The sequence below is a fragment of the Huijunlia imazamoxiresistens genome, from assembly GCF_037132455.1.
Classification (GTDB): Bacteria; Bacteroidota; Bacteroidia; order Chitinophagales; family Chitinophagaceae; genus Flavisolibacter; species Flavisolibacter imazamoxiresistens.
The window spans coordinates 19,346-40,355 of the sequence record NZ_JBBBEI010000021.1; the positions used below are offsets into that span (position 1 = coordinate 19,346).

Annotated in this window: 23 protein-coding genes; all 23 read right to left on the reverse strand. The window is 47.1% G+C overall.

Going from position 1 to position 21,010, the window contains the following annotated elements; all coding sequences use genetic code 11:
- Positions 1-133 precede the first annotated feature (133 nt).
- The gene (locus V9K67_RS20680) at positions 134-736 is read right to left on the reverse strand and encodes a hypothetical protein (RefSeq protein ID WP_336725798.1); all 603 of its coding nucleotides are present in this window, start codon (positions 734-736) and stop codon (positions 134-136) included.
- 418 nt (positions 737-1,154) lie between these two features.
- Positions 1,155-1,718 carry a hypothetical protein gene (locus tag V9K67_RS20685; RefSeq protein ID WP_336725799.1) on the reverse strand — a complete coding sequence of 188 codons (564 nt, stop codon included), beginning with the start codon at positions 1,716-1,718 and terminating at the stop codon, positions 1,155-1,157.
- Between the two features lie 255 nt (positions 1,719-1,973).
- Positions 1,974-2,600, reverse strand: coding sequence for a hypothetical protein (locus V9K67_RS20690; RefSeq protein WP_336725800.1), 627 nt, complete (start codon positions 2,598-2,600; stop codon positions 1,974-1,976).
- 205 nt (positions 2,601-2,805) lie between these two features.
- Positions 2,806-3,633 (reverse strand): HNH endonuclease, encoded by an 828-nt coding sequence (locus V9K67_RS20695; protein WP_336725801.1) that lies wholly within the window; start codon positions 3,631-3,633, stop codon positions 2,806-2,808.
- Positions 3,634-3,815: 182 nt separating this feature from the next.
- Complete coding sequence (locus V9K67_RS20700) at positions 3,816-4,643, reverse strand: hypothetical protein (RefSeq protein ID WP_336725802.1); 828 nt, start codon at positions 4,641-4,643, stop codon at positions 3,816-3,818.
- Positions 4,644-6,810: 2,167 nt separating this feature from the next.
- Positions 6,811-7,080, reverse strand: coding sequence for a helix-turn-helix domain-containing protein (locus V9K67_RS20705; protein ID WP_336725803.1), 270 nt, complete (start codon positions 7,078-7,080; stop codon positions 6,811-6,813).
- 76 nt (positions 7,081-7,156) lie between these two features.
- Positions 7,157-7,927 carry a hypothetical protein gene (locus V9K67_RS20710; protein WP_336725805.1) on the reverse strand — a complete coding sequence of 257 codons (771 nt, stop codon included), beginning with the start codon at positions 7,925-7,927 and terminating at the stop codon, positions 7,157-7,159.
- 29 nt (positions 7,928-7,956) lie between these two features.
- Positions 7,957-8,829 carry a conjugative transposon protein TraN gene (gene traN / locus V9K67_RS20715; RefSeq protein ID WP_336725806.1) on the reverse strand — a complete coding sequence of 291 codons (873 nt, stop codon included), beginning with the start codon at positions 8,827-8,829 and terminating at the stop codon, positions 7,957-7,959.
- Positions 8,830-8,863: 34 nt separating this feature from the next.
- Entirely contained in the window at positions 8,864-10,123 is a 1,260-nt protein-coding gene (gene traM, locus V9K67_RS20720) for a conjugative transposon protein TraM (protein ID WP_336725807.1), read from the reverse strand.
- A gap of 18 nt (positions 10,124-10,141) precedes the next feature.
- On the reverse strand, positions 10,142-10,555 hold the full coding sequence (locus V9K67_RS20725; RefSeq protein ID WP_336725809.1) for a hypothetical protein: 414 nt from the start codon (positions 10,553-10,555) through the stop codon (positions 10,142-10,144).
- Between the two features lie 2 nt (positions 10,556-10,557).
- Positions 10,558-11,175 (reverse strand): conjugative transposon protein TraK, encoded by a 618-nt coding sequence (traK, locus tag V9K67_RS20730; protein WP_336725811.1) that lies wholly within the window; start codon positions 11,173-11,175, stop codon positions 10,558-10,560.
- Positions 11,176-11,187: 12 nt separating this feature from the next.
- Positions 11,188-12,375: a conjugative transposon protein TraJ gene (gene traJ, locus V9K67_RS20735; RefSeq protein ID WP_336725813.1), complete on the reverse strand. Its 1,188-nt coding sequence runs from the start codon at positions 12,373-12,375 to the stop codon at positions 11,188-11,190.
- A gap of 14 nt (positions 12,376-12,389) precedes the next feature.
- The gene (locus V9K67_RS20740) at positions 12,390-13,028 is read right to left on the reverse strand and encodes a TerB family tellurite resistance protein (protein ID WP_336725815.1); all 639 of its coding nucleotides are present in this window, start codon (positions 13,026-13,028) and stop codon (positions 12,390-12,392) included.
- A gap of 28 nt (positions 13,029-13,056) precedes the next feature.
- Positions 13,057-13,701 (reverse strand): hypothetical protein, encoded by a 645-nt coding sequence (locus tag V9K67_RS20745; RefSeq protein ID WP_336725816.1) that lies wholly within the window; start codon positions 13,699-13,701, stop codon positions 13,057-13,059.
- A 7-nt stretch (positions 13,702-13,708) separates the two neighbouring features.
- Positions 13,709-14,359: a conjugal transfer protein TraI gene (locus tag V9K67_RS20750; protein ID WP_336725819.1), complete on the reverse strand. Its 651-nt coding sequence runs from the start codon at positions 14,357-14,359 to the stop codon at positions 13,709-13,711.
- Positions 14,360-14,397: 38 nt separating this feature from the next.
- Positions 14,398-14,778, reverse strand: a complete 381-nt coding sequence (locus tag V9K67_RS20755) for a hypothetical protein (protein WP_336725820.1) — start codon at positions 14,776-14,778, stop codon at positions 14,398-14,400.
- An 11-nt stretch (positions 14,779-14,789) separates the two neighbouring features.
- On the reverse strand, positions 14,790-17,258 hold the full coding sequence (locus V9K67_RS20760; protein ID WP_336725821.1) for a TraG family conjugative transposon ATPase: 2,469 nt from the start codon (positions 17,256-17,258) through the stop codon (positions 14,790-14,792).
- A 57-nt stretch (positions 17,259-17,315) separates the two neighbouring features.
- On the reverse strand, positions 17,316-17,624 hold the full coding sequence (locus V9K67_RS20765) for a DUF4133 domain-containing protein (protein WP_336725824.1): 309 nt from the start codon (positions 17,622-17,624) through the stop codon (positions 17,316-17,318).
- A 10-nt stretch (positions 17,625-17,634) separates the two neighbouring features.
- Positions 17,635-17,949 carry a DUF4134 domain-containing protein gene (locus V9K67_RS20770; RefSeq protein WP_336725825.1) on the reverse strand — a complete coding sequence of 105 codons (315 nt, stop codon included), beginning with the start codon at positions 17,947-17,949 and terminating at the stop codon, positions 17,635-17,637.
- A 58-nt stretch (positions 17,950-18,007) separates the two neighbouring features.
- A complete protein-coding gene (locus V9K67_RS20775) occupies positions 18,008-18,490 on the reverse strand; it encodes a hypothetical protein (RefSeq protein WP_336725827.1) in 483 nt (160 codons plus the stop codon).
- 52 nt (positions 18,491-18,542) lie between these two features.
- The gene (locus V9K67_RS20780; RefSeq protein ID WP_336725829.1) at positions 18,543-18,977 is read right to left on the reverse strand and encodes a hypothetical protein; all 435 of its coding nucleotides are present in this window, start codon (positions 18,975-18,977) and stop codon (positions 18,543-18,545) included.
- A 21-nt stretch (positions 18,978-18,998) separates the two neighbouring features.
- On the reverse strand, positions 18,999-20,282 hold the full coding sequence (locus V9K67_RS20785; protein WP_336725831.1) for a hypothetical protein: 1,284 nt from the start codon (positions 20,280-20,282) through the stop codon (positions 18,999-19,001).
- 79 nt (positions 20,283-20,361) lie between these two features.
- Positions 20,362-20,943 carry a Crp/Fnr family transcriptional regulator gene (locus tag V9K67_RS20790; protein WP_336725833.1) on the reverse strand — a complete coding sequence of 194 codons (582 nt, stop codon included), beginning with the start codon at positions 20,941-20,943 and terminating at the stop codon, positions 20,362-20,364.
- Positions 20,944-21,010 lie beyond the last annotated feature (67 nt).

Below are 21,010 nucleotides of genomic sequence, written 5' to 3' on the forward strand. Positions count from 1 at the left end.
GAATTTAAGGACAAAAGTTGAAAGTAATTCGTCTGACCAATGTGAATCTGAGAATTGCAATTTATTAACGTTTGCTTGTCGAACCCAACTTGCATAAAGTTCAATGCCGTGCGTAGTTTCAATGATTTTTAAGTTATAAATTATAAACTTCTTTAATCCGCTCCAATCCGCTTGAATAAAAGTATCTTTTCATTTTCGGCTTATCCCGTATAAAAGAGAAATAAGCTAAGTCAATTCCGTATACATCCGAAAGGACTTTCATAGTCGTATTTAACTCTTCATATTTTATCCCGCCGCTATTTAGTCTTTCGAAAAGTATTGCCATTGTAGTCCAAATAGCAGTTGCAACAATTTGAGAAAGATCATCAGGTGAACCAATAACCGAATACACACCTTTTTTTATGAAGTATCTTGCAAATATAAACGAGCCACCCCGGCAGGTTGATAAGAAAACTCGGCGACCTGGTAAGTGGAGATCCAAATCCGCAAGATCATAAGCATTGTAATCCCCATCAATTAAGGTAATGTTTTCTTCATCCCCATGTGCGGAAATGAATAAAAACTTGCAGCCACTGGTTTCAAAAATTTTTAAAGCGGTTTCAAATTCAGTAGCCGAAGTCACTACTTTGTATATGGGCTCATAGATTCCAGATGATTTCAATGCATCGTAAAATATTTTACCATCGTGAATGTCGTCTTTGGGTAAAGATTCTATTATGAAATACTCATTTTTCATAAACCTAAATGTCGATTAATAAAATAAAAAGTGTTCTACTTAGATTTTACCAATGCTTTTTCCTACGATTGTTTTCCATAGGCTAAAGTCGTCTGAAAGTTTATTTGTCTTGCTAATAATATCCTCCTTTAGTTTGTCAATCATGCTCGCTTCATGGCTTTTTAAGCATAAGAAGTCGCTACCACTTCGATTCTTATTTTGGTTGCAGATTTGAATTATAGCTGGAGCGACATTCCGTGGTTCGCCAGCTCTGAACTGTTGCAGAAAAATGTATAAAATTTGATGATTATTTCTACTGCTCACCTACGTCCTGTCACGCTGGAACTATTGCTGATTAGGAGACCTGTTGCTGACGCTGCGTTGAGTCGCCCCGCCATAGCGCCAAGCTGCATGTTGGCCGCAACGGGCAGGCGTTTAATCATTCGAATCTTTTCAGCCTAATCTCATGCTTTGACGATCTCGTAATGTCACTAAGCTCAATGTATTGCGGCTGCAAGGTCATAAAATATAATTTCTTTTCCTTCGAACTATATATTTGCGTATATGCTTGTAGGCTCTCATTAACGTAAGTCGCCACCTTATCCTTTGTCCAGTCAAGATCAAAATGCTTTGACAACCGATTTAATGCAGCACTTGCTCTGCCTTCGCTTTCTAATAAAGCCCCGTAATTATTTACCTCTGTAATAATGTCTCGAGCAAAATCATTTGCTTTCTCACGGTTATTTAGGAGAGCATCTCGTATCTCTTTGTATAAGGGTCGTGGGATTTCTTCATTCTTCTTGCCATCCACTTCAACACCAATTTCTCTATCTGAATTTATTGGTATTCGAATAGTAACATGTCTAATTTTCCCGCCGATCTTGTACTTCGTTCGCTTATCTATGTGTACGTCTACACTCTGATCGTTCCATTTCTTTGCCTCCTTGTTGCCGCGCTTATGATCATCGATTCGTACTGTTTGTTTGTCAAGAAGTTTTCGCATGCTTATTTTTATGCAGTTTGGTTTGATTTCTATAAATTATGGTAGGTTGCAGCCAACGCTTAAAGGCTTGGAGTTCGGTGTGGCCTTTATGTTTGTCCAGCCCTGAACTGAAGCCGATAAGAATTGTTGATAATGAATTTAATAGCTAAAGCTGAATGTTGAACGTTGTGCTGGAACTGCTGCTGATAGATGCAAAATGCGGATTGTTTGTTCGTCGTGCCTCACTTACGCCAACCGATGTTACCTTTAGTAATTTCAGCTCCCTGCTGATTTTTGATTTTGATGAGGAATGGTATCTGGCATTTTTTCGGTAGTGATATTGTATTTAAAACTTTCAAATAGTTTTATTACTGGCTTATAGTCATAATAGTTGATAAACCTCCAGAGTTGCCTAAAACACTGTTCATCTTTTCTTTCCAAGTCTATGTTTCCAATTAAGTTTATCCAGTACGATAAATATGGTTCTATATCTTTTTTTGTTATCAGCTTACTATCAATGTAATTCTGAAACATTCCAAGTTTAAAAAGAAATTCGTCAAAAGTTTGCCGAATTATAGTTTCCTCGTCAGTAAAGTACGTTTCATTATGATGCCTTAAAGCTGTTACAAGCATTAGGTCATTGAACGAAAATTTTTTCTTGTCTTCAATTTCGTTTTCAAAGAGAGGTATATCAACAATACTCCAGTCAAGCATAAGCAATGCTCTCTGCACATCATTATCAGCAAAAAATTCCTTTACTTCCTTGGCAAGGAATTCCGCCTTTTTCCATCTTTGCGCTTTTGTGTATTCAATTAATGCCTTGAAAAGTCCAATTGCTCCAACAATCAACGTTAGGAACTTTACAGTTTTTTCAAAGTCCAAATTATGAAAAAGGTCGTTCATGAAGGAAGTATTATTGCAGACAAGGTTCAGGGGCTGGGCGTCCGTGGCGGCATTCTGTGATTGGTCGCCCACGAAACTGCAGCCCAAATTTATTGTATTGCTGAAAATAGGAATTAAATTTTCGGTTTTGTTCGTCGCGCTGGGACTCCGGCTAAACAGCGGCTAGAGTCGATGCTACTTCCATTACCTGCCATGACGCAAAGCCTCATATTGTGTGCTGCCTTTCTGTCTTCGCACTATCAACAGTTTCAAATTCTATATGGTAATCTGTTCCATTGAGAATTACATCAACCGATTTTTTTGTATGACTAATAATAATCCTATCGCCAAAGTCAAATTCCTTGTGATGATTGGGACAGAGCAAGATTATGTTATCTAAAGTTTCTCTGCCCTTCAAATGCTTTGCTTTTATATGTGCAGCCTCAATATAATTGCTGCCGTCTTTTTTCTTGATTGTTGTCCCACAAAACTGACAACGAAAATCTCTTAAAACCTTAATTTGAGCAACAGTTTTATTATCCCGCTTAAAGGCCTTGCCCTTGAATGTAACAGTTTCAGGATCAGTTTCCTTCAAATTTCTTAGTTCATTCAAAATGTCTGCCTTTATAGACTTGTCCTTGATGATTTCCTTTACTATTTCGTTTTGCTCTTGTTCGTCAGATGATTGAATAGGTACAGCAGCAAGATACCTTTCGTAAATGTCTCTCATTTTATGCATTCTCACCTTTTGAATAGCTTCATAATATTCAATATGTTCTTTTAATGCAATGAGAGCATTTGTCAACCCTTGTGTTCCATAGTCCTTGAAAATAAAATCAAGGAAATATTCCATTGAGTAAGCATTAAGTGTTCGTGTAAATCTTTTGCCTTCAACCAAGCAGCGAAAATCATTGATGTAATCAGCAGCTGAGTTTTTATTCATTTGATTGTCGCCAACTATGATTTTTTGTCCTTCACTGAAGGTTAGCTTTTTTTCGTACACCTTTTTAGAGGTGCCATAAGCAATAGGGGTCAGTTCTTTAGGTATTCTCATTTAGTCTTCTTTGATTTTGAGACTGCTTCGGTAAAGTTGCACACAACGTTCAAAGCATTTGCGAAGGCATGATATTAGATGTACTACTGCTTCACTTTTGCTTGATAGGCGAGTAATGATTTACAGTTGAAGATAGCTCTGCAGCCATGCTTTTGCAAATGCAATGTTAGCACTCGTTTTATTCAATTGCTAGTACCGAATAGCTTTTGAATAATTGGTTCAGACGCAGCACCCAAAATATAAACAATTAATGACCAAATTAACAGTAATATCCAATTATTTTTGACAATCTCAAAAATACCAGGAATAGTAAAGCCATATATATGCTTCTTTTTGACATTTACTTTCAATTCGCCGTTGTCTGCCCGAACAATGAAACTATCAATAATGTCAACTTTTCGAAGCGTTGATTTATGCAGTTTCAAATATTCTTTATTATCAAAAGCTAAGGATTCCTCTTCCCCTCTCAAAGCATCTACAGTTGTTATATTGTTTCTGTTTGCTAAATTCAACAATCTACCATCAGGTCTATTCTTTTCATAGTTGTGCGTATATATTTTACTTAATATTCTTGGCAAATCATATCTTCTATCTTCATCGATTTCAAACGCCTCCCCGCCCAAAATTCTGTATCTATTTGAAATCGCTTCAAATCCATAGTTGGAATCCCTCATATTCCAATGGACCCATTTGAAATCTCTGTGCTGTCTTGCAAATTGGTAAAATTCATCCAGCATTTTACGTTCTATTTCGTCGTAGTCACTATCTGATAAGTTATTGAAATCTTTTTTGCCAAATTGGGCTTGAAGATGAATTGAAAAAGATTTAGTTTGAGCCGTACCTAAATACCGCATACATATTGACGTTACTCGTGGTGTCCTACCGTGAGAAGTGACAAATGATTCGCAGGAATAATGAATCACAACTGATTTATTCTTATCCTTTAAAATTTCCTTGATTTGTTCTAAGCCTTCAGCTCTTTCTTGAAGTCTCTTGGATGTGAAAAACATTTTTGTTTATAGGGATTAAATATGAATGCTAACGTGAAAGGGCTTGCCGAAGGCCGGCCTGCCTTAATAAATATTTCAAGTTTAATGTCACTAGGCTTTTGGCAAGCCTATTATGGGCTGGGCTCCCTTCACCTGTCACGATGCTACAGGAAATGTGCGGAGGGTCGCGGCCTGTCCGTCCACCAGAGCCGTTGGCAAAATCTGGCGAAGGCTTTCGGCTGCCCCCTATCAAATTTCAACAGCTGTCTCTTGGCGCGAAGTGTATCGAGCTGCGGAGGGCGGCTGACTCGTGGGAAAGGATCTACCGTGGCCCTGCTGGAGGGGTTTGCAAAAAGCTAAGCAGCTTCCCCTGTGTCTGTCCCACAGAGGCAGGGCTCTATAAATGTAAACCGCCTCAACTTACCGGCACCTATTTTAATAACTAGCTGCCTTGCCCATAACGTCCAAGGGCTTGGCGAAGGTTGGGGATTTGAAAAGCCACAGCTTCGCCCCCTGAGCCACAGCCCAGTATAGTTTTGTTGCCTAAATATAGCACTTCCGCCCAACTTTCGCCAAGACCATGTAGGCAGCCGTGGGGCTGGAGTCGTCCGAAAACCTGCAGCGAAACCAGAGCGAGGGCGCCGTCGCCCTATGAAAAGCCACAGGCGTAAAAGCCAGGATACCACCTTTCTGTGGCCACCCAAACGGCTGGTCTACCCGTGAGCCGTGTCTGCCTGAAACAGGCCGAAAGAAAGAAGAATTTGTCGAACTTCCCCGGCAGGGCCAGCAAGTCACCCAACAGGAAAGGCCTGGATTCCCCAAGGAAATCCGGAAAAGGAAAAACCGGCTCTGCGTTGCCCCAGTTATCAATGTCCTGCAAAATGGGAAAGCAAGAGACCTTCTACCGAAAAGCTGAAATAAGGAAACCGTTTCAACTATTTAGACTCCCAAAAGAAGTCCCTCCGAGCACAAAGTGATCTGTCACCAGGAGACTGCTGCAAAAAGTGAGGGAAGGCCGCAACCCTGGATCTGTTTACAGGGAGCCACTACCCTATGTCTGGCCGGAACCGAAGCGGCGGGCGACTCCTACATGGCTGCCTACATTCTATTGTTCGAACTTACACATTTTTCCGCACTGCCACTTATTCTTCACTTTTTCCCCTAAAAGTCACCTGCCTACAGGTTCGCTTTTGGGGTATTAATACTTGCTATCTTGGCGAACATGCCTAAACTAACTAATACCAAGACGCACTATCACTGATTTATATACCCAAAATACGCATGCAAGAAAAGAGGGCGCCGATCCGTAGCTTGAACAAAGCTTCGCCTACTAGGTCACAGCTCAGCTTTAATGTAAATAAATATAGCACATATAAGGAAAATTGCACCTATGCCTGCCGCCAACAATACACTTCTGCATTTTTTAAGCAGGCAATGTCCCACTCATAAAATAATTATTGCCTATACCTTTGCAGACTTTCCCAACTAATTGAATTTCAGTCTATCGATCATTCTCATTAACCAGGGACACTTGACCAATATATTTTGGTTTGGAGCATCAGTCTATAATAATGCAACGGTGTTGCATTATTATCCCAGATATGCCTGGCACATCCTTTCCAGTAGGCCAGCTTTCGCCATGAGCATCATACCCTTGCTTTCCTGCTACCAGGGCAACTTATCCACGGGACTACTGATCCTTTCCAGTTTAACCCGGCTGACCTGCGTATAGAGCATGTTGATTTTCAGGTTATTATGCTCCAAAAAATGTTTGGATATAGCGGATGTCCGTACCGCCTTCCAATAGATTGGTAGCATAACTATGTCTCAGGGAATGTCACCTAATTAATAACCTTCATTAAAGGCATTGCTTTTCATTCAAATCATACAGAAAAACGAGGCTAAACCAAATTGGATGTCTGGAAGGAATGTACCTTATATACCCAAAGTCCTGAAGTTCATTCATGCATTTATGATAGGTTGCCTTAGCACTGATCTTTGCCGCCTCCATGATCCCGATACGGGTAACGGATACAGGATTCACAAACCCATGCTGGCTCCAGGCCTGGATAATAGCCAGGTAAATGCAAATATGAGTGGGACCAATACGCCCATCGCCCTTAATTGCCTGTAAAAAACGGGTAAGCTGCAGCGCGTACATAACCAGACTCGTTCGTTTAGAAAAAGGTCAACTATTTGCCTCTCCGAACAATTTCTCTATGTCGTCGGAACGGTAATAATGAATACCGCCAATCCTGGAAAACCGGAGCTTCCCCTGGGTTCGGAGGTTTTGTAACGTTCCATAAGAAATATGCAGCAATTTGCGCACTTCACCTGATTTGAGCCAGCGGATATCCTGTTTTGAAGGGGTGGACTGCTGGAGCAAGTCCCGCAGGTCCTGTATTAGCTGCTGTCGGAAATGCTGCAGGTCTTCCCGGGTTATGATTTCGGTTGCCATATCTCACGCCTCCTTTTTCTTCCTCAGTAAATGTTTACATATAAAGACCCCTTCCCTTTTCAGGCGCCTTTGGTTTTCACTGCAGCAGGACGGTCACCTTTGCCTGCTGGCCCATTTCCTTTTTCCCGTCTTTTGCATCTGCCTGATCCAGAGACCGATCCACCTGTCGGGACTTTCCATATTTCTTCCGAATGGCGTTAAGAGAAAGCTGTTCGCCCAGGGCATCATAAACAATTAATGACCTGGAACGGGGATCTGCGATGATGTGCATCCGGTCGGCTCCCCCAACCCTTTCCAACCATACGGCAGGACAGTTTCCCTTACGCAGCGACAGCACCAGCAGCTCCCTCTGCAGCGGGTTCCTTAACTCGCTGATGGGATAATGTTCCAATACCTGCTCCAGGTCAAAGCTGTTCCTTCCTTCGTACCGCCTGACTTTATAATTGCCATCTTCTCCCATCGCCTGAAGGTCCAATTGAAACCAAGCGGCTCGCCTTTGTTCTCCCGGGCAGGATAAATGCGTGTATACCGCCCTTCCCTGCAATAGGTTACAGGCCTCCTTAAGAGATGCCCCTTTTCCTTTATAGACAGGGAACGCCTGGCGCAACCCATTTCTTTCGGGATTCAATTGCGCATCGTAGCGGGTAAAAAAGTAAAGGTTCGTGCCCTCCATCTTCTCGAACAGGAGCGACGCCCGGATCTCGGCCTGCTCCAGGGTTTTATTCACGATCAGTACAAATTGGGGAAAGCGCTGCTCCATGTTCTTTCTAAGGGCTGGAAACAGCTCCCTGCTAAAGCCCAAGCGCAGCAGGTTGTCTTCTAAATATTCCAAATTCTGCACATTCATAACACACGATTTAAAAGATGAAATAATAGTTAGTTGGAGGAGTAAAGCTTTTTCGCTTTTAGGATGGCCCTTTTGGACACTTTAAGCGAAAGATTCCGGCTGCCCGCTTTTTCCCGCAGGTGAACTGAAAGGTATTTACGAGAAGGCAGGGTAAATTTGGGTAGGGCTACCACGAGGGTTCCGGCCGATCTGCCCCTGACCACAGGAGCGCTTTTCCAGGTTTCCACTGGAGCGAGCTCCGCCTGTTGGAAAGCGGTGCGCTTTTCCCGCCTGCGGTCCCGGACGAAAAAACGCAACTCCTCCGGTTCGTAATCAATATGGGATCGGTTTGCCAACCCAAACCGCAGCAGCAGCACATCTCCCCGGACCCATATCCCGCTTAGTAGCAGCGTCATCCGGTCCTTTTTACGAAAAGCGGATGGCCTGCCCCGGGGGGGTAAAATAGCGGGTAACCAGGAGTGAACGGAAGGCTGGCCACCGGAAACCGGGGCATTCTCTTTTGAGGGCCGGCTTCCGGGTACGAGCGGGGCTGCAGCCGTATTATTGAGACAAATATTTAATTGCACCGGGGCTTTGGCATAGCGGACAGGAAAGGAGTAAAGCCTGCCGTCGCGGGTAATCACCGAAAGGTTGGATTCCTCAAAGGAGGGCCGGGCTGCCTTCACCTGCAAAATATTTTCCACGCCCTTTGCTTTTCGGACCAGGATATCACTGCTGCCCCGGTCCACGCTGATGATGGTTGTTGGGAATATCAGGTTGGTCGTTTTAGCCACTGTTATGGATAGTGGGCGGGATTCTACCAGCATCAGGGCTACCTGGTCTTCTGCTGCCTGAGGAAGGCACAGGGAGGGGTAAAGCAGGAGCGAAACAGCCGCCGCCCCCGCTACAAGCAAGCGATTCATAAACTGACAGGATTTAAGTTGTAGAAATGAATGGTTATGCTTCCTTTTCCTGCAGCAGTACCCGGTACCCTTCGCGCAGGGTAACTTTTACCGCTTTTGCCTTTTTGCGGAAAAGGGATTTGAGGCTTTGCACGGCCGCATCCGCCGCCTGGCCTTTAAGGGAAGGTTCAAGGGTACCCAATCGCAGTGATTCCATCGTTGTGCCGGCGGTTTCTTTCAAGGCTTCGTTGGAAAGGGAGCCCGGAACAGATATGCCTTCCATGCCGTCTAGGTCGTAAACCGAAAGACGGATGGGGAAAATTGAGTTTTGGTACCGGATGCCCGTAATGGATACCAGCAGGCGCTCATTTGCCAGGGAGGCCGTGCCGTAGACAAAGGTGTTTTTGGGTATGCGTACTTCCGAAACCACCAGGTCTTCTGCCAGCCGGAGTTTAATGATCGAACCTTCCGCCACCACGGTTGCCTGGTCGACCACTGCCTGAACGACCGGGGCCTTTTCTGCTCTTTGCTCCCCGGCTTCCTCCAGCCCGTAAAAGCCGCCTTTGCCTCTTCTGGGTATAGTTCCGCCCGGTTGCACCGGACCTTCCAACAGGCCGATCCCTTCTTCATTTCCGCTCCTTTGATGGGAACCTGTCCTCTTTTGTTTTGAAATAGCTGGGGACAGTCTCCCCTTGACCCGCTCAGGATGCTGAATGTCCAGCACCTTTTCCATCAGGGAATTGAGCTCCGTTAGCTCCGGGTCGTCTTTTCTGCCCCCTTCCTCCATCATTTGCGCAAGGGATTCCAGCCGATCCAGGTAGTCATTGTCCACCGCGGCAGGGTAGTTGTTTGGAGCGCTTACCTTTTTCTTCCCCTGTTCGGCAGGAAGGTTGGCCAACTGCCGGTTCAGGGCTTCCAATTTCCGGTACACCTTTTCTTCGTTCGGGTCCCGGTACCCCGCTGCGCCGGGCGGTGAAGGATCATAGGAATAAGCTGTAAGAGAAGTTGCCGGCATTGAATCTGCTCCTGGAGCCGGCTGCCGGTAAGCGGGATCCCTGCGGATATTTTCCATCCGGTCGGCAGAATCAGCCTCCGCCTGCTCATAAAAACTGAGCTTGTTCAGGCCTTTCTCTTCTTTGAGCAGCGCCTGCGGCAGTTTTAGGTTCAACCCGTCTACAGCGCGCCGATCCTCTTTCCCTCCTCCGCCCAGTGCCCAGAACGCCATGGTCACAAAAGGCAACGCCAGCAGTGGAAGCACCAGCAAAAACCTTCTTTTGCGAAGGAATTGCGGCGAATAAGTTGATTCGTTTTTCATAATCGTATTTTTTAGGGTTTAAGGAAGCGTTTCCAGTTGATTGAGGGAGTCAGCCTGACCCTGCTGCGAGCCCGCCAAGCTGTCCTTGTAAGCGTCAAACAAGCGGGTGAGCGGCAGCCCCTTTTCCCCTAAAGCCTCACTGGAGAAGGGCACCTCTTCCACCGGCTTTGCCAGGGGAATGGTTTTGATGGGTGTGACCGAAATGCCGGGGGAGCATGCCTGCCGGAAGCCGGCAACAAGCAGCCAGATACTACCGCCCAAAAACAGGGCAAGCAGCAGGAGCGCCACCGCCTTCCTTCCTTGCAGGGACAAGCGCATGGTTCGCTGCACCAGGTAATCCATCCAAATCCTTTGCTGCACCTGCCAGCGGGAGGGCTCAGGGCGAGCCGCATGCGGGCTTTCTTTTCTTCGTTTAAAAATGTTGGGAATCATACCTAACGGTTTTGGGTTTTCAAATCCTTGTTTTCCAGCGTGGCCCAGCGCTCGATCAGGAAACCATGCGGGTTGTTGTCGGAACGGGATACGCCCCGGAGATAGCCTTCCGTCACCAGGCTGCGCATGGTGATACTGCTGGGGCGGGTAATTTTCTGGGTGGCATAGCAGCGGAAGTAATAGGGTTCGTTGGTCATATTCACCGCCACGCTGTCAATGGAGATTTCCTGGGAGATGTTGGCGGCCACCACCTCTGCGTAATAACCATTCTCCTTCAGGCTTTTGTACTGCCGACGGGCGGAGCCGTCCGCCAGGTACAGCGCCCTGGTGATGTTGGCGGTAATCACCTTGTCATCGGGATCTAGCGTAAAAAAGTGCTGGTGAAACATGCGCACGTGGTCCCTGGCTTCCACCGGCAGGTTGTCCCTGCGGCCCGACGAATAGGCCTCCAGCACCTTGCCCCCGGCAAGGATGTAGATCCGCTGCTCCGCCTGGATTTTAAACTCATGGCCCAGGTAAAGGGCATAGCCGCTGACCAGGATGCAGGCCAGCAGGAAAAAAAGGGAAAATGCCCGGATATAGCGGAAGGCCGTATCGATGTTTTTCATTTTCTGGAACATAACCCAAGAAATTTATTTACCCGAGAGTTTGTCTTTTTGAAACTCGCTGCCGTTTCCAAAATAGCCCTTGCCGGCGCCCATGCTGGCCATATCATTCCGTATGGAGGAGGCAGCATCGCCGTAAACACTTCGCACCATCGAGCTGCCGCCACTGGCGATCATGGAGGAAGAGCCACCGCTGAAATGGGTCACCTTGTTCAGCAGGGCATCACCGCCGCCGGCATGGATGATGTAATTGGCGACCGACGGCACGGTGAAGTAGCCGATGATGCCGATGACCATGAAGATGAGGTAAGCCGTGTCCGTAGTATTGAAAAAGGTATCGCCACTGCTGGTGATGCGGCCGATATCCAGCGCCAGCAGCTTTTCCTGAGCCTTGCCGATGATACCGCCAAAGAGGTTGGCTACGGGTAGCCAGAGAAAGACATTGAGATAACGGGCCAGCCAGACGGTCAGCGTATGCTGAAAGCCATCAAATACGGAAATGCCAAACACCAAGGGGCCTAGGATCGCCAGCACGATTAAGTAAAAGGTGCGGATAGTATTGATGCAGAGGGCGGCTGCCTCATAAAGCACCTGTAGCACCTGGCTCATCCATTCTTTGATGGAATTGCGAAAGCTGTAGGAAGCTTTGGCCATAGCAAACCGGATATCATTGCCAACACCTTCAAGCAAACCTTCCTTTTCATCGCCATGCGTATATTTATACCACTGTTCCCGGTCGCCGCTTCCATCCATGCCTACATACATCTTCCAGGTATCCGACTCCTTTAGTGCCTTCTCCCTTTCCTTCAGCAGGTTTTCGATCGCTTTATTCGAATTGTCCACCATGGCCGCCGTTGCCGTTACCGTGGGCTTCATTACGCCCCCGATCAAATCTAGTACCGAGGGAAAGATGAGGATGGCAAAGCCGATCACAAAGGGGCGGAACAAGGGAAACAGGTCAACAGGCTCGGCATTCGCGATATGCCGCCATACCCTAACGCCAATGTACCAGGTGGCGGCAAAGGCAGCAATACCCCTGCCTACTCCAATAAGCTGGCTGCACAGGGGCAGCATTTCTTCGTAAAGCCCGTCCAGCACTTGCTGCAGCCCGCCTATCTTCCCAGCCGTACTTTGGTCATTGGTTTGCGCCCACAACAGTTGGGGCAAAAGAATCCCTGCCGCCATGCATAGCACAGCATTCAATTGCTTTTTCATATTTGCTGATTTGATTACTTTATGAAACCATAAAGAGAAAGGAGCGATGTGATGTCCGCTTTTTCTTTATCCCGTTGAAGTGAAAGGATAAGGGCCCGGTTATTAAAGTGCCGGAGAAAGTGGAGCGCCTCCTGGACTTTTTTGAAAATGCTGTCTACAGCTTGTAACCGTTCGCTATCCGACATCCGGAGCGCACCATTGGTAAGCACCAGGGAAAGGGCATCCAGGCTATTAACGCTTTCATTGAATACCTTCCGGTATACGCTTTCAAAGTATTCAAACTCCTCACCGGTGAAGTTTCCGCTTTGCCTGAATTTCTTTAAGGCTTCTTTGTACTCCACCAGCAACAGCCGTTGGTGACCCAGGACCTCCGCAACCCTTTTGTACTTTCTGACAGCTGGACTTACTTTGAGCAGGCTGTCTAAGAAGGCTTTATGCAGACGAAAATTCCCTTCGGATATATCTTTAATGGCAGTGTAACCAGAGAAAATAATGCTGTAGCCCTCTTTCAGGCCATTGAGGGCCTCTTTGAGCTGGGCGAGTTTTTCCACATTCAGCAGGAGCTGCTGCGCCTCGTAGGACTGCCCGCATACCTGGACACCCGGGACCAAGAAAAAAATAAGGAGCATGATATTCACTATCCACTGTTTCATAACTCACTGTTTATCCTTTAAATAATACTTACGGCTTCAGGCCATACAGAGCCCGCAAAGCTTCTATTTCTTTTTCCTTCTTTTCCCGGTCATTTGCCATCAGGGAGCTATTCTCCCCCATGCTTTTGGCCGCTTTTAACGCCTCACTCATTCCCGAATAAAGTGCATCGATGCGGCACAGCCGTTCGTTATCTTTCATTTTCAAAACACCATCTGTTAATAGTGCGGCAAGCTGGCTGATCATTTCCGCACACTCATCCAATACACCGGCATAGGCAATTTCCAAAAAACGGATCTCCCTCCCTGAAAGTCGGCCACATCCCTTCGCCTCTTTCAGCTTTGCCCGGCATATCCCCATAATATTTTTTTGCATAGAAATGACGCGCTGAACTTTCTGATAGTCCCTGATGGCCGGGGAGACTTCGGTTAGGGAAGTAAAATACTGCCGGTGAAGCGAGAAGTCTCCGTCTTTTATATCCCTGACCAGGGAAAGGCCCTTCCCTGCCAGGGCATATCCTTTCGCCAGCGTCTTGCTCCATACTTCCAGAGCCGCATTTTGCGCTACCAGGTACCGGAGCTGCGTTTTCCGCTGCTGCGTCCACTCCTCCACTGTCTGGGCACGGGTAATCGTAACGCCAAAAAGGAAAAAAATACAAATGGTAAGACGTGCCACATTCCACTTATTGAAGGTTATACAATATCCTGATCGATTCAATATCCCTGGCTTCTTTCGCCCTGGACAGGGAAAGCAGTGCGTTCTGGTTCGTAAACCGTTTCAGGTCGTCATAATTTTGCTCGATGGCATCAGTAACCTTGTTGATGATTTCCAGGCGGGCCGCATCACTCATCTGGATAGAAAATGACTCAATCGCCAGGCTGATGCGCTCCAGATCTTCCAGGCTTTTCTCCAGGATACCACTATAAACGGCTTCCATATACGTTATTTCCTCACCGGTAAAATGCCGGTCTTTTCGAAACAGCCCCACCGCCCGTTTGTATTCTTCCACGAGCTGTACCTGCTTGCGGAAAATCTCCCGGGTGCGGCCGTAAACAACAAGAACGCCTTTTGCCCGGTGCAGCTCCTCGAAATAATCCTTGTAAAGCGCCCGCTGTTTTTCAGCCCAATCGGATATTTCATCGAGCTTTAGCTTTACCATCCTGTTTTCCACTACCTTTTGAGCATTCTGCAGCCAAATGGTCTTTGTCTGCAGCCGCTGAATTTTAAGGTCCACGGCTTTGATCACTTTTTTTATTCCTTCCTTGATAATCAGTGTTATCGGGTCCTGGGCTGAAGCCCGGGCGGAAAAGAACAGCCCCCAAATGACTATCATTGCCCACCGGCAAAATTTCCTTTTCATAGCTACACCATTTACAGTTTCTTATAAGGCACTTTCCCCATATTTAATTCTCCTTTGGATGGATCGAAATATATACGGCTTCCTGACGATTCCAGGAGCAATGTTTGGGTCTGGGGATCATAGGCCCCCATCCACTCCTTTACACTAGATTGTTCCGGAAGTTCCCTGCCATCCAGCACTTTCCTGTACCTGTCCCGTTTGGTGATGGCATATCCCGTGCTCCCCGAGCTGGTTACCGGGCGGATCTGTACCGTATCAAAGCTTTTCCTAAACTCATCGGTGTAGTACCGGACATAAGTCCCCGGGATAAATTCCTGGACGGCGTCAGAAGCATTCCGGCCTGCACAGGAAAACAGAAGCGTAACAGGAACTGCCCAGATCATTATTTTCATGGCTTTTGTTTTTATTTGTTTTGACATTTCATGGCGGCGGCCATTGCTGCAATGCCTTTCTGCATGCTGCCATACACTTCCGCGTACCGGGCCACCTGTACTTTTTCAGTTTCTTCGGTGGTATAGGCCAGGTACTCCTCCGGTGACACTTCGGTCCGGTACACCCGGGAAAGGGTTCCGCCAAGGGAGATAAACACTTCCTTGTATTTCCGGTCCGGATCATTGGCCTTGTTGAGCGACAAAACAAGCGCCTTTTCCTTTTCGGTCAGGCCCAGCAGCTCCTGCACCTGGTCAAATTTGTTCTGGTACTTGCTCTGGTCCAGCAGGATCTTGCAGTCGGCGTTGTTGATAATGGTTTGCTTGACGATGGGAGAGGAAATAATGTCCTCGATATCCTGAGTTACCACAATGGCCTCGCCATAGAATTTTCGAACCGTCTTGAAGAGGTACTTGATGTATTCCGCCATCCCTGCCTTGGCGATAGCCTTCCAAGCTTCCTCGATCAGGATTATTTTGCGAATGCCTTTGAGCTTACGCATCTTGGAAATGAAGACCTCCATGATAATGATGGTCACTACAGGGAAGAGAATGGGGTGGTCCTTGATGTTGTCGAGCTCAAAGACGATAAAGCGCTCGTGCAACAGGTCCAGGTTTTCCGTAGCGTTGAGCAGGTAATCATACTCCCCGCCTTTGTAATATGGCCGCAACACGTACAGGAAGTTCGCCATATCAAAGTCTTTTTCCTTGACCCGGTCCGCCTGAAGCACTTCGGCAAAGCCGGTTTGCAGGTACTCATAGAACGTATTGAAACAGGGGAATATTTCGGGGTCCTGTTGTAACTGCTCATAATAGAGTTGCAGGGCATTGGAGAGGGCTACATATTCCGAGCGGTTGAAGACTTCGTCATCCTTCTTCCACAGGGCCAGCAGCAGCGTTTTAATGCTTTCCTTCTTTTCCGTATCCAGGCGGTCGCCCTTTGCCAGGTAAAAAGGATTGAAGCGAATGGGGTTACCCTCCTCATAGGTAAGGTAAACGCCACCGAGCAGGGTGCACAATCCTTTGTAGGAATGCCCTACATCCACCGCCCCCAAATGGGCGCCCAGTTCAATATAACTTCGAGCAAAATGGTTCATTAAATAACTCTTGCCGCTGCCGGAAGGACCCAGGACAATCTTGTTACGGTTCGATGTGGTGCCCCGGGCCATTGGTTCATCCGATATGTCCACATGCAGCGGCCGGCCGGTCAGCCGGTCACCCAGCCTCAGGCCGATGGGACTGGAAGAGGAACGATAGGCCGTTTCCATGTTCAGGAAGCAGCAGGCCTGCTCCGTAAAGGTGTCAAAAGTGTCGTTCATTGGAAAGTCTGCAGCTGCGCCCGGAACCCCTGCCCAGAACATCTGGGCTGCCCCCTCCACCTCCTGCCGGGCCACCGCATCCATGGAAGCCAGGGCGGAGGCAACCATATTTTTTAATTCCCTCGCCTTGCCGGGATCATCGCTCCACACCAACAGGTTGAAGTGCGCTTTCACGGGCAGGCGTCCCTGGGAAATGGCCTCGTTCAGGAAATCCGAGGTGGCGTCCCTGGCCAGGGCGTTTTCCCGGGACCAGGCCGACAGGGATTGCAGCCTGAGCCGGCGGCGCTCCAGGCGTTGCAAGGTCCTGGGACCGTCATCGATAAAGATGTACTGGCTGTAAATGTGGTTACAGGAAAGCAGTTGACCGATGGAGGAAGAAAATCCTATGGGAAACTTTGTCCGGTCGGTGGAATACTTTTCATAATTGATCCGGGGCCCGCACAGGGACGGCAGGTCGGCTACATCCGCCAATGTATATAGGCTGCACCGCTCCGCGCCTACGCTGACACCTTCCTTAAAGCAGATATCCCGAATCATAAGGGAACAGGCATCCTCCAACAGGAAACAGTACCGCTCCAGCAGCCCGGCCTTGAACTGGGTGCTTAATATCTCGCCGCGCGGGAGGCGCCGGAGCCGAACAAAACCACTGTCCTCCAGGATGCGGGTAAACTGGCTGGCATTATCTACAAAATCCTGCAGGAGCTGCGGGTCCAGCACTTCCTTTGGCGCAAGGTAGGCCCTAAGAAGGCTGGAAGTCAGCGATGTGCCGCTTTTTCTTCCTGCCGGCTTTTTCGTGAGGAAAATATAGCAGCGGTGGTCCAAATAGGGACGTTCGTTGAAGAACCGCTCACTGCTATGGGAGAGAAAGCTATGCGCTACGCCATCAAAATCGGCCTTGTATTTACTTTCCACAAACCAGTCCTGCTTATGAAATATTGAATGACGTGGCAACACGCGGATGGCTTTTACCCATGCTTGGTGGAAAGCCTCGTAGTCTGCATCCGACAGGGTGAAGATCTCCGGCAACTCCGCTTCATATACCACCGTTATGTCTCCCCATTTGGACAGGATGCAATCATGCTCCACGTCCATGAGGGGAAACATATCTTCCAGGTTCTTTTCCATATGCGTTTTATTTATAGGTTGGTCAATAGCTATTGCAGGCAGAAAGGGCACGGATTATCAGCAGAACCATTCACGGGTGCGGCATTTAATGACTTTAGGTATTCTTTTGCGGGCTGCGCGCTTCATCAACCCATGCTGCCCGTACCGATTACTCAAGTGGTAGATAAGCCCGAAAAGAGCCGTTCCCAACAAAAAGACCACCAGCAGACAAAGTGCCGGGGAAATACCCACCAGGTACAGGATGGCAAAGAGGACCAGCAATAGGAATAAACCGACTCCCAGGTACAGGATATATTGCGCCTTCAGCCCCTTGAATTCCACGGGACGGTTGATGCCCTTATTAATGCTGTAAATTCGTGTAGCCATTTCCAAAAAATTAAACGCCAAAGAAGGAACGAAGCACGGTAGCCACGATCACCAGGAATACGCAGGCACCAAACCAGGCAGCCGCATACCTGCTTGTTTCGTGATCGCCGCCTGTCCAGCGCTGGTACACTTTTATGGCCCCGATCAGTCCTGAAATGGCACCAATGGCATACATCAGGTTGGAACCGGCGGTAAAATAGCTGCGTACCTGGGTATTGGCCTCATTGATGCCGGCCAGGCCATCCTGGGCGGCTGCCGTAAGAGCCAGGCAAAGCAGGAATAGTGTCGCGGCAGGCACAAAGAGGCCCTTTGCGATGAATTTCATTCGCTTCGGTTTCATATATAAAACAAGATTTGGGGTTTAAGAAAGCTCCATCCGGCCTTCACTCTTTCCACAACGCAGTTACCTCTTCAGCTTCCAGGTGGATGGAGCAATACTTTTGACAGTCCTGACAGATTACGAGGTCCAGGGAAAATTGGCTGGGAGTACCTGATACAGAAGGATATTTTCGGAGGAGGCGGCTAAGGGAGAAGAGGATTTCCCCTTTGACCATCCGGGAAGAACCGGCCTGCTGAAAAAAGGCCCGCAGTTCATCTAATAAAGGCTGGATCGAATCGGAAACATCGCTTCCGGAAGGGACGTTTTCGGGAATGAAATCCGTTTCCCGCTCAAACAGCTCGGGCTGAAAAGAGGATGCTTTTTTGGGATTGGTACCACCCGGCCGTGGCAGGAAAGGTGTCCATCGTTGCTGCAGGACCACTCTAATGCTTCCGGAATAAAAGATCACCAGTACTACTGCATAATAAGCTGTTAGGGCAAGGGCAATAGTAATCCAGTATGCCTGCCAGCTGATATTGGTAAACATAACACACAGTTTTCAAACTTCACAAGAGAAATAAATGGTAAGGTCCAGCCCTTTAAAGAAGCGAATGCGAATGGGGCTTTTTACCTTTCAGGTCGGTCAACTGCATAAACGCAAGTACTGTTCCGCATAGAATTGATATGCTAAAAAAAAACAGGGTCAACAAAGGGACTGTCTGCACAAAAGTTGCATAATTGTACTGCCTGCGGTCCTGGGCGAAGAAGATATACAATGAGAGTATCGCCAGCAGGATACCCATGATTTGCAGGGCCGGCTTCATCCAATGTTTCTTTTCGCCATTGAAAAATATCTGGGAAATCAATAAACAAAGAATCCCACCCATACCCAACATCGAATAATTAATTCCATGTGGAAGGGCGCCTAACAAGTACATGGCATAAGGTCCACCGAAAGCTTCGCCGCTGATCATAATGAATGAAAAGGTTAGTATATTAACTACAGGTGTGCCTAATTTATTCATGACTTTCATAAAAGATCTATTTAAGAACGGTTATTTACAGGGACCGTTGCTGCGCCCGGACACTACATGGTATCCAGGCTGCCTAATATTTTTGGCCTCAGGATCCTTGTACACATTCATGTATTGCAGTCTTCTATATAACTCATTGGGCGTATTCGTACCATTGCCGCCAACAACTCCTGGAATATGACGTTTCGATATATAGAGTTGCTTTTCGGGAGACCTGACGGAATTAAATACCTGCAGTGCAAAATCAGTGCAGTTGTAGCCGTCTAAGTCATATTTAGCAAATCGAGCCAGGCGTTGAATCAGGTTGAGAACGTTCTGGAACTTCTTCCCGTCCAGGCCCATTGTCAACGAAGCATTAAACTCATGTGATCCATTATCGACAAACTTTGCCCGGACCGGTACGGAAGTGGCGATACTCAGCCAACCCACCACCGGATAAAATCCGAAATATTGCTGAACGGTCTGCCTGCCGTTGGATTTCTGCAGCTTCAAGAAAGTATGCCCTGGAGCTCTTTCCTTCCAGTCAAAAGCCATATCGGGCCGGTTATCTACCGGGATGTCCACTAATATTTCCATGGAATAAGTAGCGCCCATATCCGGAATGGCAGCAAAGCATTTCAAATAAGATAAGATGTCAATCGCCTTTTTATCCTCCACGGTCTCAAAATCGATCCGGATTGGTTTGCGGTAAACCATGTCGGTATCCTCTGCATTATTATTCGTGCCGTCTGTTCCATACCCAGGTTCGCCACCACCGCCGCCCCTCTTGTCTTCTGCAAAGTAATAGTTCTGATAACGGGGAAGCTCAAGCAAAACACTGAGGTCAATATATAAAATTCCGGCCGCATCCTTACCATCAGTATGTAGGTAAGATTTCATTATTAGAGGAGGGGCGAGCAGGGCAGTGGCCCGCTCTACAGACACTCTTTCCTTCGTCAAAGAACTAATTGAGATCCTTGCATTTAAAGAATGTTCTTCTTGATTCTCCGTAGCTGGGGCAGACTCCATGATGGAAATAACCCTTCCATCATGGATCCGCCCATCCCTACCTGTTTGCAGGAATACAAAACTGCTACCCTGCACGGTTGAACCAAATGGAACTTTCAAAAACCGAGCTTTGCTGCTGTCATCATCATACACGATCACCTTGCTGAAATCCAGTTTTCTGTAATCGTCGGGAGAAAGCTTAGAGCTTAATTCATTTTTTACATTCTGAAGGTAGTCCGAACCAGTATCTTCCACAACTTCCTTTCTGCAGGACGAAAAGCAAAAAACAGCGAACAAAACAATCAGAAGGGATTTCATGGGTTTTGTTTTTGCTTTCTGATGTAAAATTAGAGAGGCTTTGGGTGAATCGAATTAAGATTTCTTAAGAAATTCACGCTTAGGAAACTTTAACAATTGGCGCTTGTCTTTTGATATAGCTTAAGTACTCTTCACTAATCCCCAGGTAAGATGCAATGTATTTACAGGGCACTCGCCTGATGATTTCAGGAAAATGATTCATTAAGTAAGCATAACTTTCCTGTGCCTTCATCATGCGGATGCTGTAAAGGCGCTGTTCGCATAGAATATAGTATTTCTCGGTAAGAGTTCGTCCAATAAAATTCAACTCCTTGAATTCATGGTATAATGCCATAAGGTCGTGGTGGCTGATATAATACATGCGGCAATCTTCCAGTGCCTGGATAGACTCTTTGGCTTTTGTCTGCTGGAAAAAGCTTTCCACGGAAATCATCAGGTCGCCTTCCATCATAAACCAGGTGCACACCTCGGTAGTCCCCTTAACATAAAAGCAGCGCGCCAAGCCCTGCTCAATAAAATAAATATTCCGGCAGATATGGCCCTCCCTAAGGATGAATTGTTTCTTGGCGAACTCAATGGGCGTCCACGCATTTGCAAATCGCTCTTTCACTTCATCCGAAATCGGATAGATCGAGCTCATTATTTTTAACAGCTGTTCCATAAGTAATATTTTTTAATTGAACACAGGGTTGATGCAGTGTTTACGGCAATGGCAATAGGATGCACCG